Here is a 17,977-nt window from a genome sequence, read left to right on the forward strand (position 1 = left end):
CCACGCGGCGAGCCGCATGGTGTTTCGCCCCGCTCAGCGGGGCGAACAAGAAGAACTTTAGCCTGTGACCTGCCGGAAAGTGAAATCCGGGTTTCCGGGTCCGTGGTCCCGCTACGCCGAGGCCGTAGGGCCGCTGCATCGAGGCCGTGGGGCACGGGGCCATGGGGGCGTCAGGCCGTGGGGCGGCTCAGTCGTCGTCGCCCAGCACCGGCTCCGGGAGGGTGCCGGCGTTGTGCTCGAGGAGGCGCCAGCCCCGGGCGCCCTCGCCGAGGACGGACCAGCAGCAGTTGGACAGCCCACCGAGGCTCTCCCAGTGCTGGGACTCCAGGCCGAGGAGACGACCGATGGTGGTGCGGATCGTGCCGCCGTGGCTGACCACGACCAGCGTGCCGTTCTCGGGCAGCTTCTCGGCGTATCGCAGCACGACGGGAGCGGCACGGTCGGCGACCTCCGTCTCCAGTTCGCCGCCGCCTCGGCGCACCGGCTCACCGCGCTTCCACGCGGCGTACTCGTCGCCGAAGCGGGTGATGATCTCCTCGTGCGTCAGCCCCTGCCAGACGCCCGCGTAGGTCTCCCGCAGGCCCTCGTCGCGGGCCACCTCCAGGCCGGTGAGCACGGCGAGCTCGGCGGCCGTGTTCGCGGCCCGCCGGAGGTCGGAGGCGACGACCGCGTCGGGCTGCAGGGAGGCGAGCAGCCGGGCGGCGCGGCGGGCCTGGCCGACGCCGGTCTCGGTGAGCTCCACGTCCGTGGTGCCCTGGAAACGGCTCTCCACGTTCCACTGGGTCTGGCCGTGCCGCCACAGGATGACGCGGCGGCCCCGGCCCGGTCTGCGCCGGCCACCCGACGGTGCGCTCACCGCAGCTCCCCGAACTCTGCGGCGTCCTCCTCGGCCCGCAGCTTGGTGTGCGCCTCGCCCTTGCCGCGGGTCGCCTTGGCGTCGGCGGGCAGCTCCAACTCGGGGCAGTCCTTCCACAGCCGCTCCAGGGCGTAGAAGACCCGCTCCTCGCTGTGCTGGACATGGACGACGATGTCGACGTAGTCGAGCAGGATCCAGCGGGCCTCGCGGTCGCCCTCGCGACGCACCGGCTTGACGCCGAGCTCCTTCGAGAGCCGCTCCTCGATCTCGTCGACGATCGACTTGACCTGGCGGTCGTTGGGGGCGGAGGCCAGCAGGAAGGCGTCCGTGATCGACAGGACGTCACTGACGTCGTAGGCGATCACATCGTGGGCGAGCTTGTCGGCGGCCGCTTGTGCGGCGGTGGTGATGAGTTCAAGGGAGCGGTCAGTCGCGGTCACTACATGGCTTTCGGTCGGCGGTCACTTGGCACCAAGGGTCTCACGGACCGCCGAGGGCACCCCACGTGATGGTCGCTTCACGTGGGGTGCCGCCCTCATCTCCGTGCGGTGCCGCCTCTCTTCGGGCCCTGTCCGAAAGCGTCGGGCCCCGTCCGAAAGCTTCGAGCCCTGCCCCAGGTGCTTCGGTCCCCGCCCTAGGAGGAGGACCCCGGCTGGTAGTCCTGGCCGAGAACCACGGTGACGTCGCCCGAGGAGACCGTGCCCTTGCTGACGGAGCTGAGGGGCAGGCCCAGGGTCTTGGCGACCTCGGTGGCGTTCTCCTTCTCGGCGGCGTCGGCGTAGACGACCCTGGAGGAGGTCCGGGCGGCGGTGGCCGTACCACCGTCCAGGAAGGTGAAGCCGCCGTTGAGCAGCACCACACGGGCCTTCTCGGCGTTGTCCTTGACGCCGCTGGCGTTCTGCACGGACACGCTGACGGCCGCGTCCTTGTCGGGGCTCTTCGCGGTGCCGCCGAGAACGTTCTTGACGACGCTCGCGCCGGCCTCGGCGCTCAGGGTGCCGTCGTTCTGGACGGGCACGAGAGCCGTCTTGTAGTCGCCGCCCTTGGCACGGTCGGCGAGCTTGGCGAGGAAGGTACCGAGGTCCTTGTCGGTCAGCGGCGGGTCGAGGATCTGCGCCAGTGTCTGCACCGTGGTGGTGGCGCCCGTGGGGTCGGAGGACACCTTGCGCAGCACGCCCTGCATGACCTGTCCGAACCGCTCCAGCTGGGCGTCCTGTGCCTCTCCGGAGGCGCTGTAGGTGGCGTAGGCGACGGCCGTCTTGCCACTGAGGGTCTGTGCCTTCCCCTTGCGGACCAGGGGCGCCTGGCCCTTCTTCTTGGCGGCCGGGTCGGGCACGTCGGCGTTGGTGTCGACGTCGATGTTGCCGACGAGGTCGACGAGGTTCTGGAGGTAGGGGGTGTCCAGGCGCCAGGTGCCCTCGATGTCGGTGCCGAGGACGGTGTCGAGGGCGCCACGGGTGCCGGAGGAGCCGTCCTCGTCGACCGACTTGGCGAGGGTGGTCGTGGTGCCGTCGTCGTCGGTCACGACGAGGGAGTTGGGCAGCAGCACGGTGGTGCCCTGCTTGGTGGTGGTGTTGTTGACGAGCAGCGCCGTGGAGGTGCCGCCCTTCGAGGTGTTGTGAAGGTGGACGACGAGCACGTCGCGGTTCTGTGCGCCGCCGGCCGTCGCGGTGTCGGTCTTGCCGTCGGACGACGACGACAGGCCCGGCAGCTTCCCGGCGTACCAGAGGTAGCCGACCCCGCCGACCGCGACCAGTGCCAGGACCACGACGAGGGCGACGAGTCGGCTGCGGGCGCGGCGTTTGGCCTCCTCACGGCGCTCGGTGCGGTTCTCGGTGAAGTTCAGCCAGTCGATGACGTCCTCGGAGTCGCCGTCGGGCTCCTCCACGAACGCGAACTGCTCGGCGTGGGGGTCGTGTTCCTCCTCGCCCGCCTGCGTCCGGCCGGGCTGGGCGTGCTGGTCCGTGTCGCCTCCGGCGCGCTGGTCCCGCCCGGGGGCGCCGGGTTCCTGGGCCGGGCCGGTCTGCTGCGGGATGTAGGCGGTCTGCTCGGCGACCCGGGGCTGCTGCCCACTGGCGGCGGTCCGGCCGTAGGGGTCGTACGAGGATGCCGGGCCGCCGGTCTGCTGGGTGCCGGTCGCGTACGGGTCGTAGGGCGGCACGGGCGCCTGCTGACCGGTGCCGTACGGGTCGTACGTCGGCGTCTGCTGCCCGCCCTGGGCGTAGGGGTCGTATCCGTAGCCCTGCTGGGTGTACGGGTCGTACGGCTGCTGGGCGGCCCGCTGAGGCTGCTGCGGAGCCTGTTGGGACGGGGCCTGTTGGGCCTGCGCCTGTTGGGACGGGGCCTGTTGGTAGACAGGTTGGCCGTATTCGTCATAGCCGACGAGTACGTACTGGTCGTCCTGACGGCCGCCGTAGCCCGCGTCGTATCGGTCGTTCACCGGTGCCCCTCTCGGCTCACTGGCCGCGGTACAGCTCACGCTTGTCGATGTAGCGCACGACTCCGTCCGGCACCAGATACCAGACGGGGTCGCCCTTGGCGACTCTCGCACGGCAGTCGGTGGAGGAGATGGCGAGGGCGGGGACCTCGACGAGCGAGACACCGCCTTCGGGGAGTCCGGGGTCGGACAGGACGTGGCCCGGCCGGGTGACCCCGATGAAGTGCGCAAGGGAGAACAACTCCTCCGCGTCCCGCCAGGTCAGGATCTGGCCGAGGGCGTCGGCGCCGGTGATGAAGAAGAGGTCGGTGTCGGGGTTGAGCGCCTTCAGGTCACGCAGGGTGTCCGTGGTGTACGTCGGACCGCCGCGGTCGATGTCGATACGACTGACCGAGAACTGGGGGTTCTCGGCGGTCGCGATGACCGTCATCAGATAGCGGTCCTCGGCCGCGGAGACCTTGCGGTGGCTCTTCTGCCACGGCTGGCCGGTCGGGACGAACACCACCTCGTCCAGGTGGAACTGCGCGGCGACCTCGCTGGCCGCCACGAGGTGCCCGTGGTGGATCGGGTCGAACGTTCCGCCCATGACGCCGAGTCGCCGCTTGCCGGGGTTCGACGGGCCGTTGCCCGGACCGACCGGCAGCCGCTTCCCGCCGCCGCTCACCGAACCGCCGCCACTGACCGAGCCGTCACCGCCGCTCGCGGAACCATCGCCGTCGGCCCCCGCCGGACCTCTTCGGCCGACGCTCGAACCGTCTGCGGCAGCTCTCGCCCGACCGTCCGCGGCGCTGCTCGCCCCGCTCCCCGCGCTGCTCTCCGCGCGGGTACCGGTGGCGTTCACCGCCGTACGGTCTTCCGTGCCGCTCGGCGTGTCATTCGCCAGACCGGTAGGCATGTCCTGCTCTCCCATGCGTGCAGACCCTACCGGCCCGACCTGAAGACACCGGCCGACAGATCCCCCCGGATTCCCCACGGACGGCCCAGGAAGGGGACCTTTGGGACGCGTGCCGGACTCCGGCCGGGCTCGTGCCGGACGCCCGCCGAGCCGCTGACCGGGCTCAGCGGTCGCGGTTGAAACGGGTGGTGATCCACAGCAGAAGCAGCAGGACGAACAGGGCACCGCCGCCGGTCAGCAGGGGGTTGAGGCTCTCGTGGTTGCCACCGTGCTCCCCGCCCTCGGCGGCGAGGGTGACCAACTGGGCAGCGGAGCTGTGGAAGCTCATCATCGGCAGGACCTATCCGGTGTGGGCGGGATAAAGATGTCGGCCCATCGTAAGCGGGCGGCACAACAGCGATCACGCCGACTCCATCATTGGGCCCCCGAGGCGCGTTCATGCCGGGGTCCGACATCCCTCGTGCCGGCCCCCGGCATCCCCCTGCCGGCCGTCGAAGGAACCTCCGCGCCGTCTCAGTCGTCTTTCCGCTTGTAGCCCCGCAGCAGGAACCACGCGGTGAACGCACAGCCCAGCACCATGACGACCAGGACGATCCGGAGCAGATTCCCGGCCCCTTGTTGCACGGCGACGCTCGCGGCCTCGGTGAGCCAGGTGGCCGGGGGGTTGTGCTCCATGGCGCGGAACTCCTTCGCTGTAGTGCCCGTCCACGGTATCTCCGCCTAGGGTGGGCTCTGCTTCGGGGGCGCAAAGGGCCACACAAAGCTCCGCAAAGGGCCACACACACGCACATGGGGGAAGACATGTCCGACGGCCACCAGCACAACGGGCACGAGAAGGTGCCGAGCAGGCAGCGCAAGCGCTTCCCGGGGGTCTCCTCGCGTGCATACGAGCACCCTGCCGACCGCTCCGCCCTGGTGGCGCTACGCAAACTGAGCGGGTTCGACACGGTCTTCAAGGCCCTCAGCGGTCTGCTGCCCGAGCGCAGCCTCAGGCTGATGTTCCTGTCCGACTCGGTGCGCGTCTCCGACGAGCAGTTCGCACACCTCAACGACATGCTGCGGGACGCCTGTTACATCCTGGACCTGGAGAAGGTCCCTCCGATGTACGTCACCCAGGACCCGAAGCCGAACGCGATGTGCATCGGCCTGGACGAGCCGATCATCGTCGTCACCACGGGACTCGTCGAACTGCTCGACGAGGAGGAGATGCGGGCGGTCGTCGGCCACGAGGTGGGGCACGCGCTGTCCGGCCACTCGGTCTACCGGACCATCCTGTTGTTCCTGACCAGCCTCGCCCTGAAGGTGGCCTGGATCCCGCTGGGCAACCTCGCGATCATGGCGATCGTGACCGCGCTGCGCGAGTGGTTCCGCAAGTCGGAGCTGTCCGCGGACCGCGCGGGTCTCCTGGTCGGCCAGGACCTCACGGCCTCCATGCGCGGCCTGATGAAGCTCGCCGGCGGCAACCATCTGCACGAGATGAACGTGGACTCGTTCCTGAAACAGGCCGAGGACTACGAGGCCGGGGGCGATCTACGGGACTCCGTGCTGAAGATCCTGAACGTGCTGCCGCGTTCCCACCCGTTCACCACCGTGCGGGCGGCCGAGCTGAAGAAGTGGTCCGAGTCCCGCGACTTCCAGCGGATCATGGACGGCCACTATCCGCGGCGCAGCGAGGACAAGGACACCTCGGTCACGGACTCGTTCCGCGAGTCGGCGGCGAGCTACGCCACCAACGTCAAGGACTCCAAGGACCCGCTGATGAAGCTGGTCAGCGACATCGCCGGTGGGGCCGGGGACCTGGGCGGCCGGGTGCGACGCGGCTTCGGCGGCTTCACGGGTTCGGCACCGCCGAAGGACCAGCCGCCGAGGGACACCTCCCCGAGCGACGAGGGCTGATCAACTCCGGACAGTTGGGCCGGCCTGAGAGGCGCGGGAACCGCGCGACCAGTCCCCATCGACCAGCTCCCGCCGACCGCGCCGCGACGAACCGGCGAACGGGCCCTGAAGGACGAACCGGACTCCCCCGGTTCACACCCGACGAAACCGGCCTCGCCCCGGGTTCACACCTTCGGCTGCGCGCTGGTCGCCAGTGACCCGCACAGGGCCGTCGCGCCGCCTGTCGCGTACGGGTCCGTGCCGGCCGGGCCGCCCGCCTTGGCTGTCTGGCCGGCGAGCAGCGGGTGCAGATGGTCGGTGGTGTCCTCGGCGCAGGACAGCGGCCCGGCCTGCACGTAGGAGACGACGAGCTGGGCCGTATGCAGCCGCAGGTCGTCGCGGTCGAAGCGGAAGTGCAGCTCGCGCCGGACGGTGAACAGGGAGGCCTCCGCCTTGCTGTCGGCGCCGGCGGGCCGCAGCGCGTAGACGAAGGTGTGGTCCGCGGTCACCTCCAGCGTCGCGGAGTCGGTCTCGGCAGCCTGCAGGGTGCCCTGGACCCGGATCTTCCAGTCGGCCAGCTCGGCGACGGACGTGTCGAAGCGGACCAGCCAGCCAGTGGGAGCGCGCCGTCCGTCGGCGACCGGCTGGGCGAAGCTCTGGTCGAACTGGTCGAGCTGGTGCGTGTCGAGAAGGACGCGCACGGGGCGGACCTGCTCGCCGGTGAGGACATCCGGGTCGAGCGAGGAGCGGACGAGGTAGTCCTTGGCGGTGGTCAGGGCGGCGAACACCTGACTGTCCGAGAAGTGCGCCGTGCGGCGGGAGGCCGGCAGCGGTATCCCTTGGGCGCCGATGCGGTACGGGGCGGCCGGACTGTGCGCGTACAGGACCTCGGGGTCGGTGTGGCCTGGCACCTTGCCCTGCGGGGCGAGCGGGATCACGGTCATCTGCAGCGGCTCGACGGGCCGCTGGGCGGCGGGGGCCTGATAAGGGTGGCGGACGCCCATGTAGATCGCGGTGCCGAAGGCGACGGCGATCAGCAGGACCAGGATCAGCGCCTGCCGGGGCAGCCCGCGGCGGAGGGGCGGCCTGCGGCGTACGGCGGGCCTGTGGTCGGCCATCCGCTCCTGGGCGGAGAACTCCTGGAGGCGGGCAGCTCGGACGAACGACTCGTCGAAGACGACGGATCGGTACTCGTCCTCGCCACTTCCGGGGCCGCCCTCGGGTGCCCCCTCAGGTGGTTCTCCAGGCCCTCCCATATCTTCAGGGTAGGTCGCCGGGAGCTCAGGTAAACGCCGTGATACACGACAAGTTCTGACAGGTTCTCACCAGGACAGGCCATGAGCTGCAGGGAGTCACTCAGGGCGTACGCGGGACCGCGGACACGGCCGGCTGGGAGTAGTCGGCGGACGCGGACGGCGCCGCCGCGGTGCCCTGCTCCAGTCCGGTGGAAGCGGGTGGCGGAGGCTGGTCCCGGTCGCCGGAGGAGGCGCTCCGGTAGACCGCGGCGAAGGCCAGCGCGACCATGCCGATCCCCATCACGAGGGCGAGCAGCCAGGCGACCGGACGGTGCCAGCGGACCTGTTTGCCGTACGTCCCGGAGGTGCCGTAGCGGCCTTCGAGGACATCGGCGTCGTCCAGGTCGTCGAAGGCCGGATCACGGCCGAACCCGCTGGGGTCCTCGGAGACGAACCCGTCCTCGTAACGCTCGCGACTGCCGTGGGCGCGGCGGGCCTCGGCCTCGGAGGCCTCCGCTCTCGCCTGCGCGGCGGCCAGGAGGCGCTCGACGGCGGTGGGCTCGTGCACCACGGCCGCACGTACGAAGGCCTCGTCGAACACCACGGAGGCGAACTCTTCGTCCGACACCCCGCGGTCGTGGTCGTCGTCGGGCTCCCAGCCGTCAGGGAACGGCATGCCCCCCACGTCCTCCGGCACGGATCCAGAGTAGACCTGGGGGGTCATTTTGGGCAGACGGTATGGAAATTCATCCAGTGGATGAGACACCGCTTCTGCGGCACGAACGGGGGTGCGGCGCTCGTGCCGGACGCATATGCCTCACCGCACGCCCCCGCCCCTCACCGCACGCTCCCGCTCCCCTCACACCGCACGCTCCAGCCCGCCCCGCGCCTCAGCGCCGTACGTGGCCGTCACCCGTGACGATGTACTTCGTGCTGGTCAGCTCCGGAAGACCCATCGGCCCGCGGGCGTGCAGCTTCTGCGTGGAGATGCCGATCTCCGCGCCGAAACCGAACTGGCCGCCGTCCGTGAAACGGGTGGAGGCGTTGACCGCGACCGTGGTGGAGTCGACCAGCTGGGTGAAGCGACGGGCGGCCTGCTGGGAGGTCGTGACGATCGCCTCCGTGTGGCCGGAGGTCCACAGCCGGATGTGCTCGACGGCCCGGTCCAGGGAATCCACCACCGCGGCGGCGATGTCGTAGGACAGGTACTCCATCTCCCAGTCCTCCGGGGTGGCCTCCACGACCGTCGCCTTGGAGTCCTTGGCGTACGCCAGCACCCGCTCGTCGGCGTGCACGGTCACGCCCGCCTCCGCCAGGGCGTCCAGGGCGCGCGGCAGGAACTCGGGGGCGATGTCCTGGTGGACCAGGAGCGTCTCGGCCGCGTTGCAGACGCTGACCCGGCTGGCCTTGGAGTTGATCAGGATGTCGATCGCCATGTCGAGGTCGGCGTGCGCGTCGACGTAGACGTGGCAGTTGCCGGTGCCGGTCTCGATGACCGGGACGGCGGACTCGGCGACAACGGTCTGGATCAGGGAGGCGCCGCCGCGCGGGATGAGGACGTCGACCAGGCCGCGGGCACGCATCAGCTCGCGCACGCTCTCACGGCTCTCGCCGGGCACCAGCTGTACGGCGTCGGCGGGCAGACCGGCACCGCCCACGGCGTCCCGGAGCACCCGGACGAGCGCGCTGTTCGACTCGTACGCCGAGGCCGAGCCGCGCAGCAGGACCGCGTTTCCGGACTTCAGGCACAGCGCCGCCGCGTCCACCGTCACGTTCGGGCGGGCCTCGTAGATGATCCCGACGACACCGAGCGGGACGCGGACCTGGCGCAGGTCGATGCCGTTGGGCAGGGTCGAACCGCGGACGACCTCGCCGACCGGGTCGGGCAGCGCGACGACGTCCCGTACGTCGGCGGCGATGGCCCGGACCCGCTCCGGGGTCAGGGTCAGCCGGTCGATGATCGCCTCGCTGGTGCCGGCCTCGCGGGCCTTGGCGATGTCCTTGGCGTTGGCCTCGACGATCTCGCTCGTACGGACCTCCAGCGCGTCCGCCATGGCGAGGAGCGCGTCGTCCTTCTCGGCCCGCGGGAGCGGGGCGAGGTCGGCGGCGGCGGCCTTGGCACGGTAGGCGGCCCGGGTGACCGGGGACATGGAGTCGTACGGCGAGAGCGTGGTCATGAGGGAAGCCTAGTGCGCCTCGCAGGCACGTCCACCGGGCATCCCACACCCCGAGACAAGCCCCGCAGAGCACGTAGACCGCTCAAAAGGGGTGTACGCCCACCGGGGTCGCGGGCGCCGGGCCGTACCCCTTGGAGATGCGGTGGTGGTAGGTCTGGCGGTCGATGACCTCCAGGCCCACGATCTCCCACGGCGGAAGCCCCGCGGTCTGCCGGTGCTCGCCCCACAGGCGCAGGGCGACGGCGGCCGCGTCGTGCAGATCTCGGGCCTCCTCCCAGTACCGGATCTCGGCGTGGTCGTTGGCGTATCTGCTGGTCAGGAGGAAGGGGTGGTCATGGGCGAGCTGCTCGAGAGCGCGCCGGACCTCCTTGAGCGGGGCCTCCTCGCCCGAAACACTCAAGGTGACGTGCCACAGGCGGGGCAGGTCCTCGGGCTCGCCCTCGTAGCGGGCGCCGGCCGCGACGCTCGTCAGGGCACGCTCCTCGCCGACCGCGCGCGAAGAAGCGCCGGCGGCACCACCGGCCCCACCGCGGGACGTCGCTACCCCTGTCCCAGGGCGCACTCGTCTCACGACGGCCTCCTTCACGCAAGGAACGACCTCGGGGGTCGGTCGGAATGTTTCCCTGGGACAAAGTTCAGCAGCCCGCAACGACTCGTGGGGCGGTTTTGCGGAACGTCCACCTCAGGGCGACACTCTCGCCGGGTCGTTCACCCCGTTTTCGGGTGTCCCGTGCCCGCCGACGGACCGGGCGACGCCGTACCCGACCCAGGCCGGGCACCCGGAAGGCGGCAGAGACGGGCACCACGAGCCGGGCAAGTCACGCACCCCAACCGGCCGAGTCACGCGCCACCAACCGACCAGGACGCCCTTCACGAACCGACCGAGACGCCCATTCACCAACCGACCGGGACACGCATTCACGAGCCGCCCCACGCCGAAGCTCAGGGACGCCGAAGCTCAGGGATGCAGGATCACCAGATCGTCCCGGTGGACGACCTCGCGCTCGTACGCCGGGCCCAGATCGCGGGCGAGTTCCCGGGTGGAGCGGCCGATCAGCAGGGGAATCTCCTTGGCATCGAAATTGACGAGCCCGCGGGCCACCGCATGCCCCTCGGCGTCGCACAGTTCGACGGGATCGCCTGCGACGAACTCGCCCTCGACGGAGGCGATCCCGGCCGGCAGCAGCGACTTGCGCCGGTCCACGACCGCCTTGACCGCGCCGTCGTCCAGCGTGAGCGATCCCTGCGGGGTGGACGCGTGCTGCAGCCACAGCAGTCGGTCGGCGGAGCGCTTGTCGGCGGGGTGGAAGTAGGTGCCGGTGTCGCCGCCGGACAGCGCGACGGCCGCGTGGATCGTGCTGGTGAGCACCACCGGGATACCGGCGGCGGCCGCGATCCGGGCCGCCTCGACCTTGGTGACCATGCCGCCGGTGCCGACACCCGCCTTCCCGGCGCTGCCGGTGTCCACCCCGGCCAGGTCGGACGGTCCCCGCACCTCCGCTATCCGCGAGGTCCCCGGCCTGCTCGGGTCGCCGTCGTACACACCGTCCACGTCGGAGAGCAGGACGAGGAGGTCGGCGTGGACGAGGTGGGCGACGAGGGCGGCGAGGCGGTCGTTGTCGCCGAAGCGGATCTCGTCGGTGGCGACGGTGTCGTTCTCGTTGACGATCGGGAGCGCGCCCATCGCCAGGAGCTTGTCGAGCGTCCGGGAGGCGTTGCGGTGGTGGGCGCGGCGGCTCATGTCGTCATTGGTCAGCAGCACCTGACCGACGCGCACGCTGTAGCGGGCGAAGGAGGCGGTGTAGCGGGCCACCAGCAGGCCCTGGCCGACGCTGGCGGCGGCCTGCTGGCGGGCGAGGTCCGTGGGACGGCGGCGCAGGCCCAGCGGGGCGAGCCCGGCGGCGATGGCACCGGAGGAGACGAGGACGATCTCCCGCTCTCCGCCGCTGCGGCTCTTGGCGAGGACGTCGACGAGCGCGTCCACCCGGTCGGCGTCCAGGCCGCCGGAGGCGGTGGTCAGCGACGAGGAGCCCACCTTGACGACGATCCTGCGGGCCTCGCTCACGGCCTGCCTTGCCCCTGCCACGTGCTGACCGTCCCCTCGCGTCACTCCGGGTGCCCCGCCCGCAATGTACGCGAAGGGGACCCGAGGACGCGCACGGGTTCCAGTCCCCGGACAGCCGTCCGTGACCGGCCGGTCACCCACCGCGCAGGACCGTGGAGGCGGCGCACCGCCCCACCTCCACCCACCTCGACCCGCACCGGCTCCTGTCGGCCGGCCTCTGCCGTCCACCTCTGCCGACCTCTGCCGACCTCCGCCGGCCGCCACCGTCACCCGGGGCTTCCGGTCACGTCATGCGCGTGTCGTCTCGCGGTCGGTGCGCGTTAACCCATTCGTCCGTCATACGACGACTTTGACGACTTTGGAGTGACCGCAGTGCTCACACGTCTCCCCCGTCGGCGGTTCCCGGCGAGGGCCCTCCGGCGGCGGCCCGCCCTGCGGCTTCCCAGCCGCCGGACCACGGTCGGAGGCCTTGCCGCGGCTGTTCTGGCGGCGGCGTTCGCCGCCCAGACCGTGGCGGCCCTGCGTCCGCACGTCCCGCTGCTGCTCGCCGCGACGGCCGCCTCACTGGCCATGGAAGGCGTCCTGTACCGGTGGCAGCCGGGCCTGCTGTCGCTGTTCGCCACGTCGCACGCGGACCTCACCCTGCGGCACGTACTGCGGGACCTGCTGCTGGTGGTCGGTCTGCTGCGGATCGGGGAGCAGGACCGGGAGACGGCGTACGCCCCGCTGGTCGCCGGACTGCTCGTCTTCTACGGACTGCACTGCGCGCTCCAGGCGGTCTCCGTGCTGGTCCGCCGTACCCGCACCCTCCCGGTGGTCACCCGGAACATCGACGCCTCCGCACTGCGCCTGTCTCCGGCCCCGCCCAGCCTGCTGCGCCGCTCCGGACACCGGCTGACGGCCTACGGCCTCCCGTCGACCGCCGGTCTGCTGGCCACCGCGGCGACCGGCGATCCCCGCTGCGCGGCCTTCGGTGTCGCGGTGTCCGTCGGGCTCACGCTGAAGGGCCTGTACGGCCTTCTCGTACGGCTGCTCCCGAGCCGCCGGCCGGCCGGTGAGCAGGAGGTCCTCGACTGGTTCGACGCGTGGCTGGCCCGGTACCGGCCGACCGTGGGCCTGTACTTCTCCGGCGGGACGTCCTCGGCGTACCAGGCGAACATGTGGCTGGAGCCGCTCGCGAAACTCGACGGGCGCCCGCTGATCGTGCTGCGCGAGCGGTTCATGGTGCAGAAGATCGCGGCGCCGGACGTGCCGATCGTCTGCCTGCCGAAGGTGTCGACGCTGCTGCGGCTGGAGCAGTCGACGCTCCAGGTCCTCATCCACCCGTCGAACTCCGGGAAGACCTCGCAGGTCCTGCGTATCCCCACGGTCAAGCACGCCTTCGTCAACCACGGCGAGAGCGACAAGCTGTCGTCCTGCAACCCGTACGTGAAGGCGTACGACGAGGTGTGGGTGGCCGGCCCGGCGGCGCGGGAGCGGTACGCGCAGGCCGAGGTGGGTGTCGAGGACAAGGACGTGGTGGAGATCGGGCGCCCGCAGTTGGATGCGGTACGGCCGTACGCGGGCCCGCCGACGGGGAAATACACCACCGTTCTGTACGCACCCACCTGGGAGGGCTGGGACGGCAATCCGGGCAACACGTCGGTGATCGAGGCCGGCGGGAACCTCGTCCGGGCGCTGCTGGCGGATCCCGGCGTACGGCTGCTGTACAAGCCGCATCCGCTGACGGGATCCGTGGATCCCCGTGCGGGGGCGGCGGACCTCAGGATCCGGGAGCTGGTTCGGGTGGCGAACCGGGAGCGGGCGGGCAGACGGCCGTCGGAGGACAGCGAACTCGCGCTGCGGACACGGGAGTTGGACCGGCTCACCACAGCCGCCTGCCGGGCCGGGGCGGACCAGGCCGAGCGGATGCTGGTGCAGTCCGCGCCCGAGCCGGGGCGGGCGGAGGCGGTGGCGCGGGCGACGGCGGCCTGGGAGAAGGCGTACTGGTCCTCGTTGCCGGCGTGGGAGCACCAGATCGTCACGGCCGCCCGGCCCGAGCTCTACTCCTGCTTCAACCGCGCCGACCTGCTGGTCAGTGACGTGTCGAGCGTGGTCAGCGACTTCCTGGCGAGCGGCAAACCGTACGCGGTGGCCAACACCAGCGGCCTGGCGGAGGACACGTTCCGCATGACCTTCCCGACCGCCGGCGCGGCGACCGTGCTGACTCCGGACGCGGCCGGGGTTCCGAAGCTGCTGGACGCGGTGCGGCACCCCGAGCGGGACGAACTCGCGGGTGCACGAGCCAAGTTGAAGCGACACCTGCTGGGACCGGACGAACCGGCCGCCCAGGCCCGCTTCGACGACGCCGTACAGGCTCTGGGTTCGGCGGCCCGGGAACACCGGGCCCGGATGGCGGAACGACTGGCGCCGGAAATCCCCGGTCCACGCCACGAGACCGCACCCGAAGCCGCGGGTATGCCGGAGTAGGCCACCGCACCCGACTCTCACCCCGGCACCCCGGCACCCCGGCACCCCGGCACCCGAATCCCCCGCGCCTCGCGCCCGCACGCCCTCGCGGCGAGACAGGCCGCGGACGGCCCGCCGGAGAGCTGCGCCGTGCAGCCTGCTGCCTTCTTACGCCGCCGCGGCCCGCTCCCCCGACGCGTTCGGGCGGGTGAACAGTGTGCGGCGGACCTTGCGGACCGCACTACGCAGGAGGATTTCGAGGGGGGCCTCGCGGTAGCCGGGGAAGGCGCGGGCCTCGCGGGCATCGGCGAGGTAGACCGAGTCGGGGATGTCCGCCGCGGCGTCGCGGAAGTGCGGGTAGGCCAGGTAGAGGCGGCGGCCCTTCTTCTCCAGGACGGCCGACGCCTCCTTCCTGGCCTTGACGAACGCCACCACGTCCGTGAGGAGGTCGGGCCGCCCGGCCGCCACGAGGTGCAGCCGCAGCCGTTCGTGGACCTTGAGGCGGCGGGCGACGTCCTCGTTCCAGTAGGCCGCCATCAGCGGCTGCGCCAGCTGGAACTTGCGCCGACGGATTTCCTCGCTGTCCGTGAGGAACTTCGGCCCGAACTGCGGGAGCAGCGTGACCAGGAAGGGGCGGACCATCAGCACGTCCCGCTTCGGACCCGGCGGAAGCATGTCCGCGATCAGCGTCATCAGGGCGCGTGCGGAGTCGAAGCGCAGGGTGTAACTCCCGCTCTTCGTCACGTGCTTGCCGTCCTCGCGGCCCACCAGGTAGTAGCAGGTGTGGTCGGCGACCACGGACACGCCGTCGGCCCGCAGATACGCCTCCATCGTGAACAGCGCGTCCTCGCCGGTCCACAGGGACTCGTCGAAGCGCATGCCGTGACGTTCCAGCAGCTCCCGGCGGAACAGCTTCTGCGCGCTCAGGGTGAACTTGATGTTGGAGGAGAAGACGTCGGTCCGCTTGAGCGACGTACCCCACATCGACTTCGGCGCACTGCGGTTGACGCCCTCGACCTTGCCGAGGACGACGTCCGTGCCGTTCTCGTCGGCCATCGCGACCATCCGCTCCAGGGCCTCGGGGCCGAGCCGGTCGTCGGCGTCGAGGAAGAAGACGTACCGCCCGGCCGCCTTGCCGAGGCCGACGTTGCGCGGGCCGCTGGGGCCGCCGGAGTTGTCCTGGCGGACCACGGTGACCGGCATGGGCGCGCGGGCGGCGAACTCCTCGAGGTACTCCCCGGTGCCGTCCTTCGAACCGTCGTCGACGGCGATGACCTCGATGCGCGTGGGGTCGATGGTCTGCGCCTCGACGGATGCCAGGCACTCGACCAGATACGGCATCGCTTCGTACGCCCCGATGATCACAGTCACATCAGGCTGCGCAACGGTCACTCTTCCCCCTCGTCACAGAAAATTTCCCCCGTATCGCCTCACTGGCAACCTCGTAGACGGTCGACCTGGGGAAGCGGTTGCCTCTTCAGCACGCCCAAGTGATCCACTTCACATGCTGAATCGACAGGTTGTGGGTAGAGATGGACGCCCTTACCTACGCAACAGGGCCCGGTTTTCGAGGATCACTCCTCGAAAACCGGGCCCTGGGGCGAAAAACGCCGGGTGGTCAGCCCGCCGTCACACCGTCCGACTCACCCGTCGGCGTCGGCGACGACCCCGGCGCGGGCATCGCGTTCATCAGCTCCGCCTGCCCCACCTGCTCCGCCTGCCCCGCCTGCTCGGCCTGCTCCACCTCGGCCTGCGCGGCCTCCGTGACCGCCTCGGCGGCTCCGGCGTCCACCGCTCCGGTGTCCACCGCTCCGGTGTCCACCGCTCCGGCCGCCGTGTGTGACTCCTGGCCGACGTTGCGCGTCTCGGCCTTGATCGCGAGGTTCGCCACCGCGGTGTTGAACTGCTCGATGGAGGTCGGCTCGTCCGGGCCCAGCAGGTAGTGCTTCAGCTCGCTGCGGTCCTCGGCCAGCGGGTCGGCCGAGGAGTCGCGGACCGCGTCCAGCAGCGTGCCCAGCTCGGCCGCGCTGTTGGTCAGGATCACCGCGGCGCGTACGGCCGTGTTCTGCCGCTTGAACTCCTCCGCGCCGAGCTCGCCGGAGTCGGTGACCGCGTACGGCTTGCCGCTGGCGATGAAGTCGGAGACCACGCTGGAGATGTCGGAGACCATCGCGTCGGACACGTTGAAGCAGTCGTACAGACGCGGCTGGGCACCCGCGATGACGCGGTGCTCCCAGTCGGGGAAGGAACGCCAGTACGCGTCGTTCCACTCGGCCCGCAGCCGGGCGATCTCCTCGTACTTCTTGACGTCGGTCACGCCGTCCCGGGTGGCCTCGGCCTCGTCGCCCTTGTCGCCGCCGCTGCCGGTCAGCGCGGCGATCCGGGCCTCGATCCGGGCCAGGTCCGCCGTGGCCGGCGCCTGTACGGCCGCGTCGGTGGTGAAGCGCGGGTCGGCGGCACGCTCGGTGGCGGCCTTCTCGACCAGGGCGACGATCCGGCGGTGGGCGGCGCCCGCCAGGGCGCTGACGGTGCCGGTGAAGGGGTGCGGCTTGTACAGGACGCGGACCGGCGGGTCGGCCTTCACCAGCTTCTTCACGATGTTCTCGCCGGCGAGAACGATCGAGGTGTTGCCCGGGTTGCCGTCCCAGCCCTCCCAGGTGGGCGCGTACAGAACGGTCGGGCAGGGTCCGTCAGGGGCTCCGCCGGGGCCCTCGGACACGCCCTTCCAGAGCTGGATCGGCGCCAACTGCGGGCGTCCGACCTCGACGATGTCGTCGTCGCGGACACCGACGTCGGCGATGGCGTAACGGTCGCGGCCGGCCCGGCCGGCGGTCCACACCTCGTCGTACACCTTGCTGAACGGGTTGACGCTGGCCAGCTTGTCGCTGTCGCCGTGGCCGATGAAGACGTGCTTCATGGTCGGGACGCGCAGCATGTGGATGTTCTTGCCGACGTTCGCCGCGTACAGCGTCACACGCACCGTGGACAGGTCCATGTTCATCAGGTGCACCCCTCCGGGCACGCAGATGACGGGGACCGTGGTGGGCGCCAGGTTCTGCAGTATGACCCGCTCACGCAGGATGATCAGCGGCCTGGAGTCCAGCTGCTCCATGGCCTCCAGCCACATGTTGACCTGGTAGACGGAGTCCTTGGAGCCGGAGAAGTACAGCACCGTCTCCGGCTTGTACTCGTGCAGCCAGGCGTCGACCGCGGCCAGGACCTTCTCGGCCTTCGGCGGGACCTTCGCGCCGCGCACGTACCGCATCAGTGCGAGGACGTACAGGGAGCCGAGGACCAGTGTGACGCCGATGCCGATGAAGCCGGGCACGGCGGAGTCCAGCTCCGCGGCGACGAGTATGCCGACCACGGCCGCGAGGTCGAGGTGCAGCATCTTCTCCGCCGCCCGGCTGAGCAGGACCTTCGGCGGGGCGTCCGGGATGCGGATGCGGGAGGCCAGGTCGACGTTGCGGGTGGCGACCGGCATCCGGCGACGGTTGCGGATCAGGGTCGCCAGAGCGCCGTGCGGGGCCTGGAGACCGTAGAACGCGATGAAGCAGGCGGTCGCACCGTAGAAGACCAGGCTGTCCGAAAGGTCGAGCCGGGCCAGCAGCAGGATCAGCAGGAGTTGTCTGATCAGGAAGCGGATCGACAGACCTGCGCGCACCTTGCTGAGGCGGTTGATCAGATAGCTGCCCTTGCGGTGCAGATAGTGGTCCGCCAGGTACGTCACGGCGGTCGCGGCCGCGAAGGCGGGAACGCTCGGGACGAGCGCGGCCAGCATGATGGCGGGGAAGCCCGCCACCATGAGGATCGCCGCGGCCAGTTCGGCCGCGCTGCCCACCCGGGCGACGCGAATAGCGGTCGATATCACGGAGAACCTGCTCTGAGAGGGGTGCCGGTTGCCATTGCCGAAAAGGTTCAGAAAGCGGATTGTGAAGACTCCGGAATTTTACGGACTCAGGCCCCTGCGAATGCACCGATAAGGGGCA

15 protein-coding genes are annotated in these 17,977 nt (G+C 70.7%); 2 read left to right on the plus strand and 13 right to left on the minus strand.

Annotation, left to right across the window (positions count from 1 at the left end):
* Positions 1-187 precede the first annotated feature (187 nt).
* The 6 genes from M2271_RS05605 to M2271_RS05630 all read right to left on the minus strand — a co-directional run bounded on the left by M2271_RS05605 (position 188) and on the right by M2271_RS05630 (position 4,863).
* Positions 188-856, minus strand: coding sequence for a histidine phosphatase family protein (locus M2271_RS05605; RefSeq protein WP_280885980.1), 669 nt, complete (start codon positions 854-856; stop codon positions 188-190).
* Positions 853-1,296 carry a ribosome silencing factor gene (gene rsfS, locus M2271_RS05610; protein ID WP_280885981.1) on the minus strand — a complete coding sequence of 148 codons (444 nt, stop codon included), beginning with the start codon at positions 1,294-1,296 and terminating at the stop codon, positions 853-855. Before rsfS ends, M2271_RS05605 begins: the two co-directional genes overlap by 4 nt.
* Positions 1,297-1,490: 194 nt before the next feature.
* On the minus strand, positions 1,491-3,296 hold the full coding sequence (locus tag M2271_RS05615) for an LCP family protein (protein WP_280885982.1): 1,806 nt from the start codon (positions 3,294-3,296) through the stop codon (positions 1,491-1,493).
* A gap of 16 nt (positions 3,297-3,312) precedes the next feature.
* Positions 3,313-3,879, minus strand: a complete 567-nt coding sequence (gene nadD, locus M2271_RS05620; RefSeq protein ID WP_280886225.1) for a nicotinate-nucleotide adenylyltransferase — start codon at positions 3,877-3,879, stop codon at positions 3,313-3,315.
* A 472-nt stretch (positions 3,880-4,351) separates the two neighbouring features.
* The gene (locus M2271_RS05625; protein ID WP_280886246.1) at positions 4,352-4,519 is read right to left on the minus strand and encodes a hypothetical protein; all 168 of its coding nucleotides are present in this window, start codon (positions 4,517-4,519) and stop codon (positions 4,352-4,354) included.
* A 182-nt stretch (positions 4,520-4,701) separates the two neighbouring features.
* Positions 4,702-4,863, minus strand: a complete 162-nt coding sequence (locus M2271_RS05630; RefSeq protein WP_280885983.1) for a hypothetical protein — start codon at positions 4,861-4,863, stop codon at positions 4,702-4,704.
* Between the two features lie 126 nt (positions 4,864-4,989).
* Between M2271_RS05630 and M2271_RS05635 the strand changes: the two genes are divergently transcribed.
* Positions 4,990-6,084, plus strand: a complete 1,095-nt coding sequence (locus M2271_RS05635; protein WP_280886226.1) for a M48 family metallopeptidase — start codon at positions 4,990-4,992, stop codon at positions 6,082-6,084.
* Between the two features lie 164 nt (positions 6,085-6,248).
* Here M2271_RS05635 and M2271_RS05640 read toward each other — a convergent pair whose 3' ends face one another.
* From M2271_RS05640 to proB, 5 genes are all read right to left on the minus strand, one after another.
* Complete coding sequence (locus tag M2271_RS05640; RefSeq protein ID WP_280885984.1) at positions 6,249-7,319, minus strand: hypothetical protein; 1,071 nt, start codon at positions 7,317-7,319, stop codon at positions 6,249-6,251.
* Positions 7,320-7,419: 100 nt separating this feature from the next.
* The gene (locus tag M2271_RS05645) at positions 7,420-8,022 is read right to left on the minus strand and encodes a hypothetical protein (RefSeq protein ID WP_280885985.1); all 603 of its coding nucleotides are present in this window, start codon (positions 8,020-8,022) and stop codon (positions 7,420-7,422) included.
* A gap of 166 nt (positions 8,023-8,188) precedes the next feature.
* Entirely contained in the window at positions 8,189-9,475 is a 1,287-nt protein-coding gene (locus M2271_RS05650) for a glutamate-5-semialdehyde dehydrogenase (protein ID WP_280885986.1), read from the minus strand.
* Between the two features lie 82 nt (positions 9,476-9,557).
* Positions 9,558-10,037 carry a hypothetical protein gene (locus M2271_RS05655; protein WP_280886227.1) on the minus strand — a complete coding sequence of 160 codons (480 nt, stop codon included), beginning with the start codon at positions 10,035-10,037 and terminating at the stop codon, positions 9,558-9,560.
* Between the two features lie 396 nt (positions 10,038-10,433).
* The gene (proB, locus tag M2271_RS05660; RefSeq protein WP_280886228.1) at positions 10,434-11,540 is read right to left on the minus strand and encodes a glutamate 5-kinase; all 1,107 of its coding nucleotides are present in this window, start codon (positions 11,538-11,540) and stop codon (positions 10,434-10,436) included.
* Between the two features lie 432 nt (positions 11,541-11,972).
* Between proB and M2271_RS05665 the strand changes: the two genes are divergently transcribed.
* The gene (locus M2271_RS05665) at positions 11,973-14,009 is read left to right on the plus strand and encodes a hypothetical protein (RefSeq protein ID WP_280886229.1); all 2,037 of its coding nucleotides are present in this window, start codon (positions 11,973-11,975) and stop codon (positions 14,007-14,009) included.
* A gap of 147 nt (positions 14,010-14,156) precedes the next feature.
* Here M2271_RS05665 and M2271_RS05670 read toward each other — a convergent pair whose 3' ends face one another.
* Entirely contained in the window at positions 14,157-15,380 is a 1,224-nt protein-coding gene (locus M2271_RS05670) for a glycosyltransferase family 2 protein (protein ID WP_280885987.1), read from the minus strand.
* Positions 15,381-15,606: 226 nt separating this feature from the next.
* Positions 15,607-17,859 (minus strand): hypothetical protein, encoded by a 2,253-nt coding sequence (locus M2271_RS05675; protein ID WP_280885988.1) that lies wholly within the window; start codon positions 17,857-17,859, stop codon positions 15,607-15,609.
* Between the last annotated feature and the right edge of the window lie 118 nt (positions 17,860-17,977).

This window comes from Streptomyces sp. LBL (assembly GCF_029893585.1).
Taxonomy (GTDB): Bacteria; Actinomycetota; Actinomycetes; order Streptomycetales; family Streptomycetaceae; genus Streptomyces.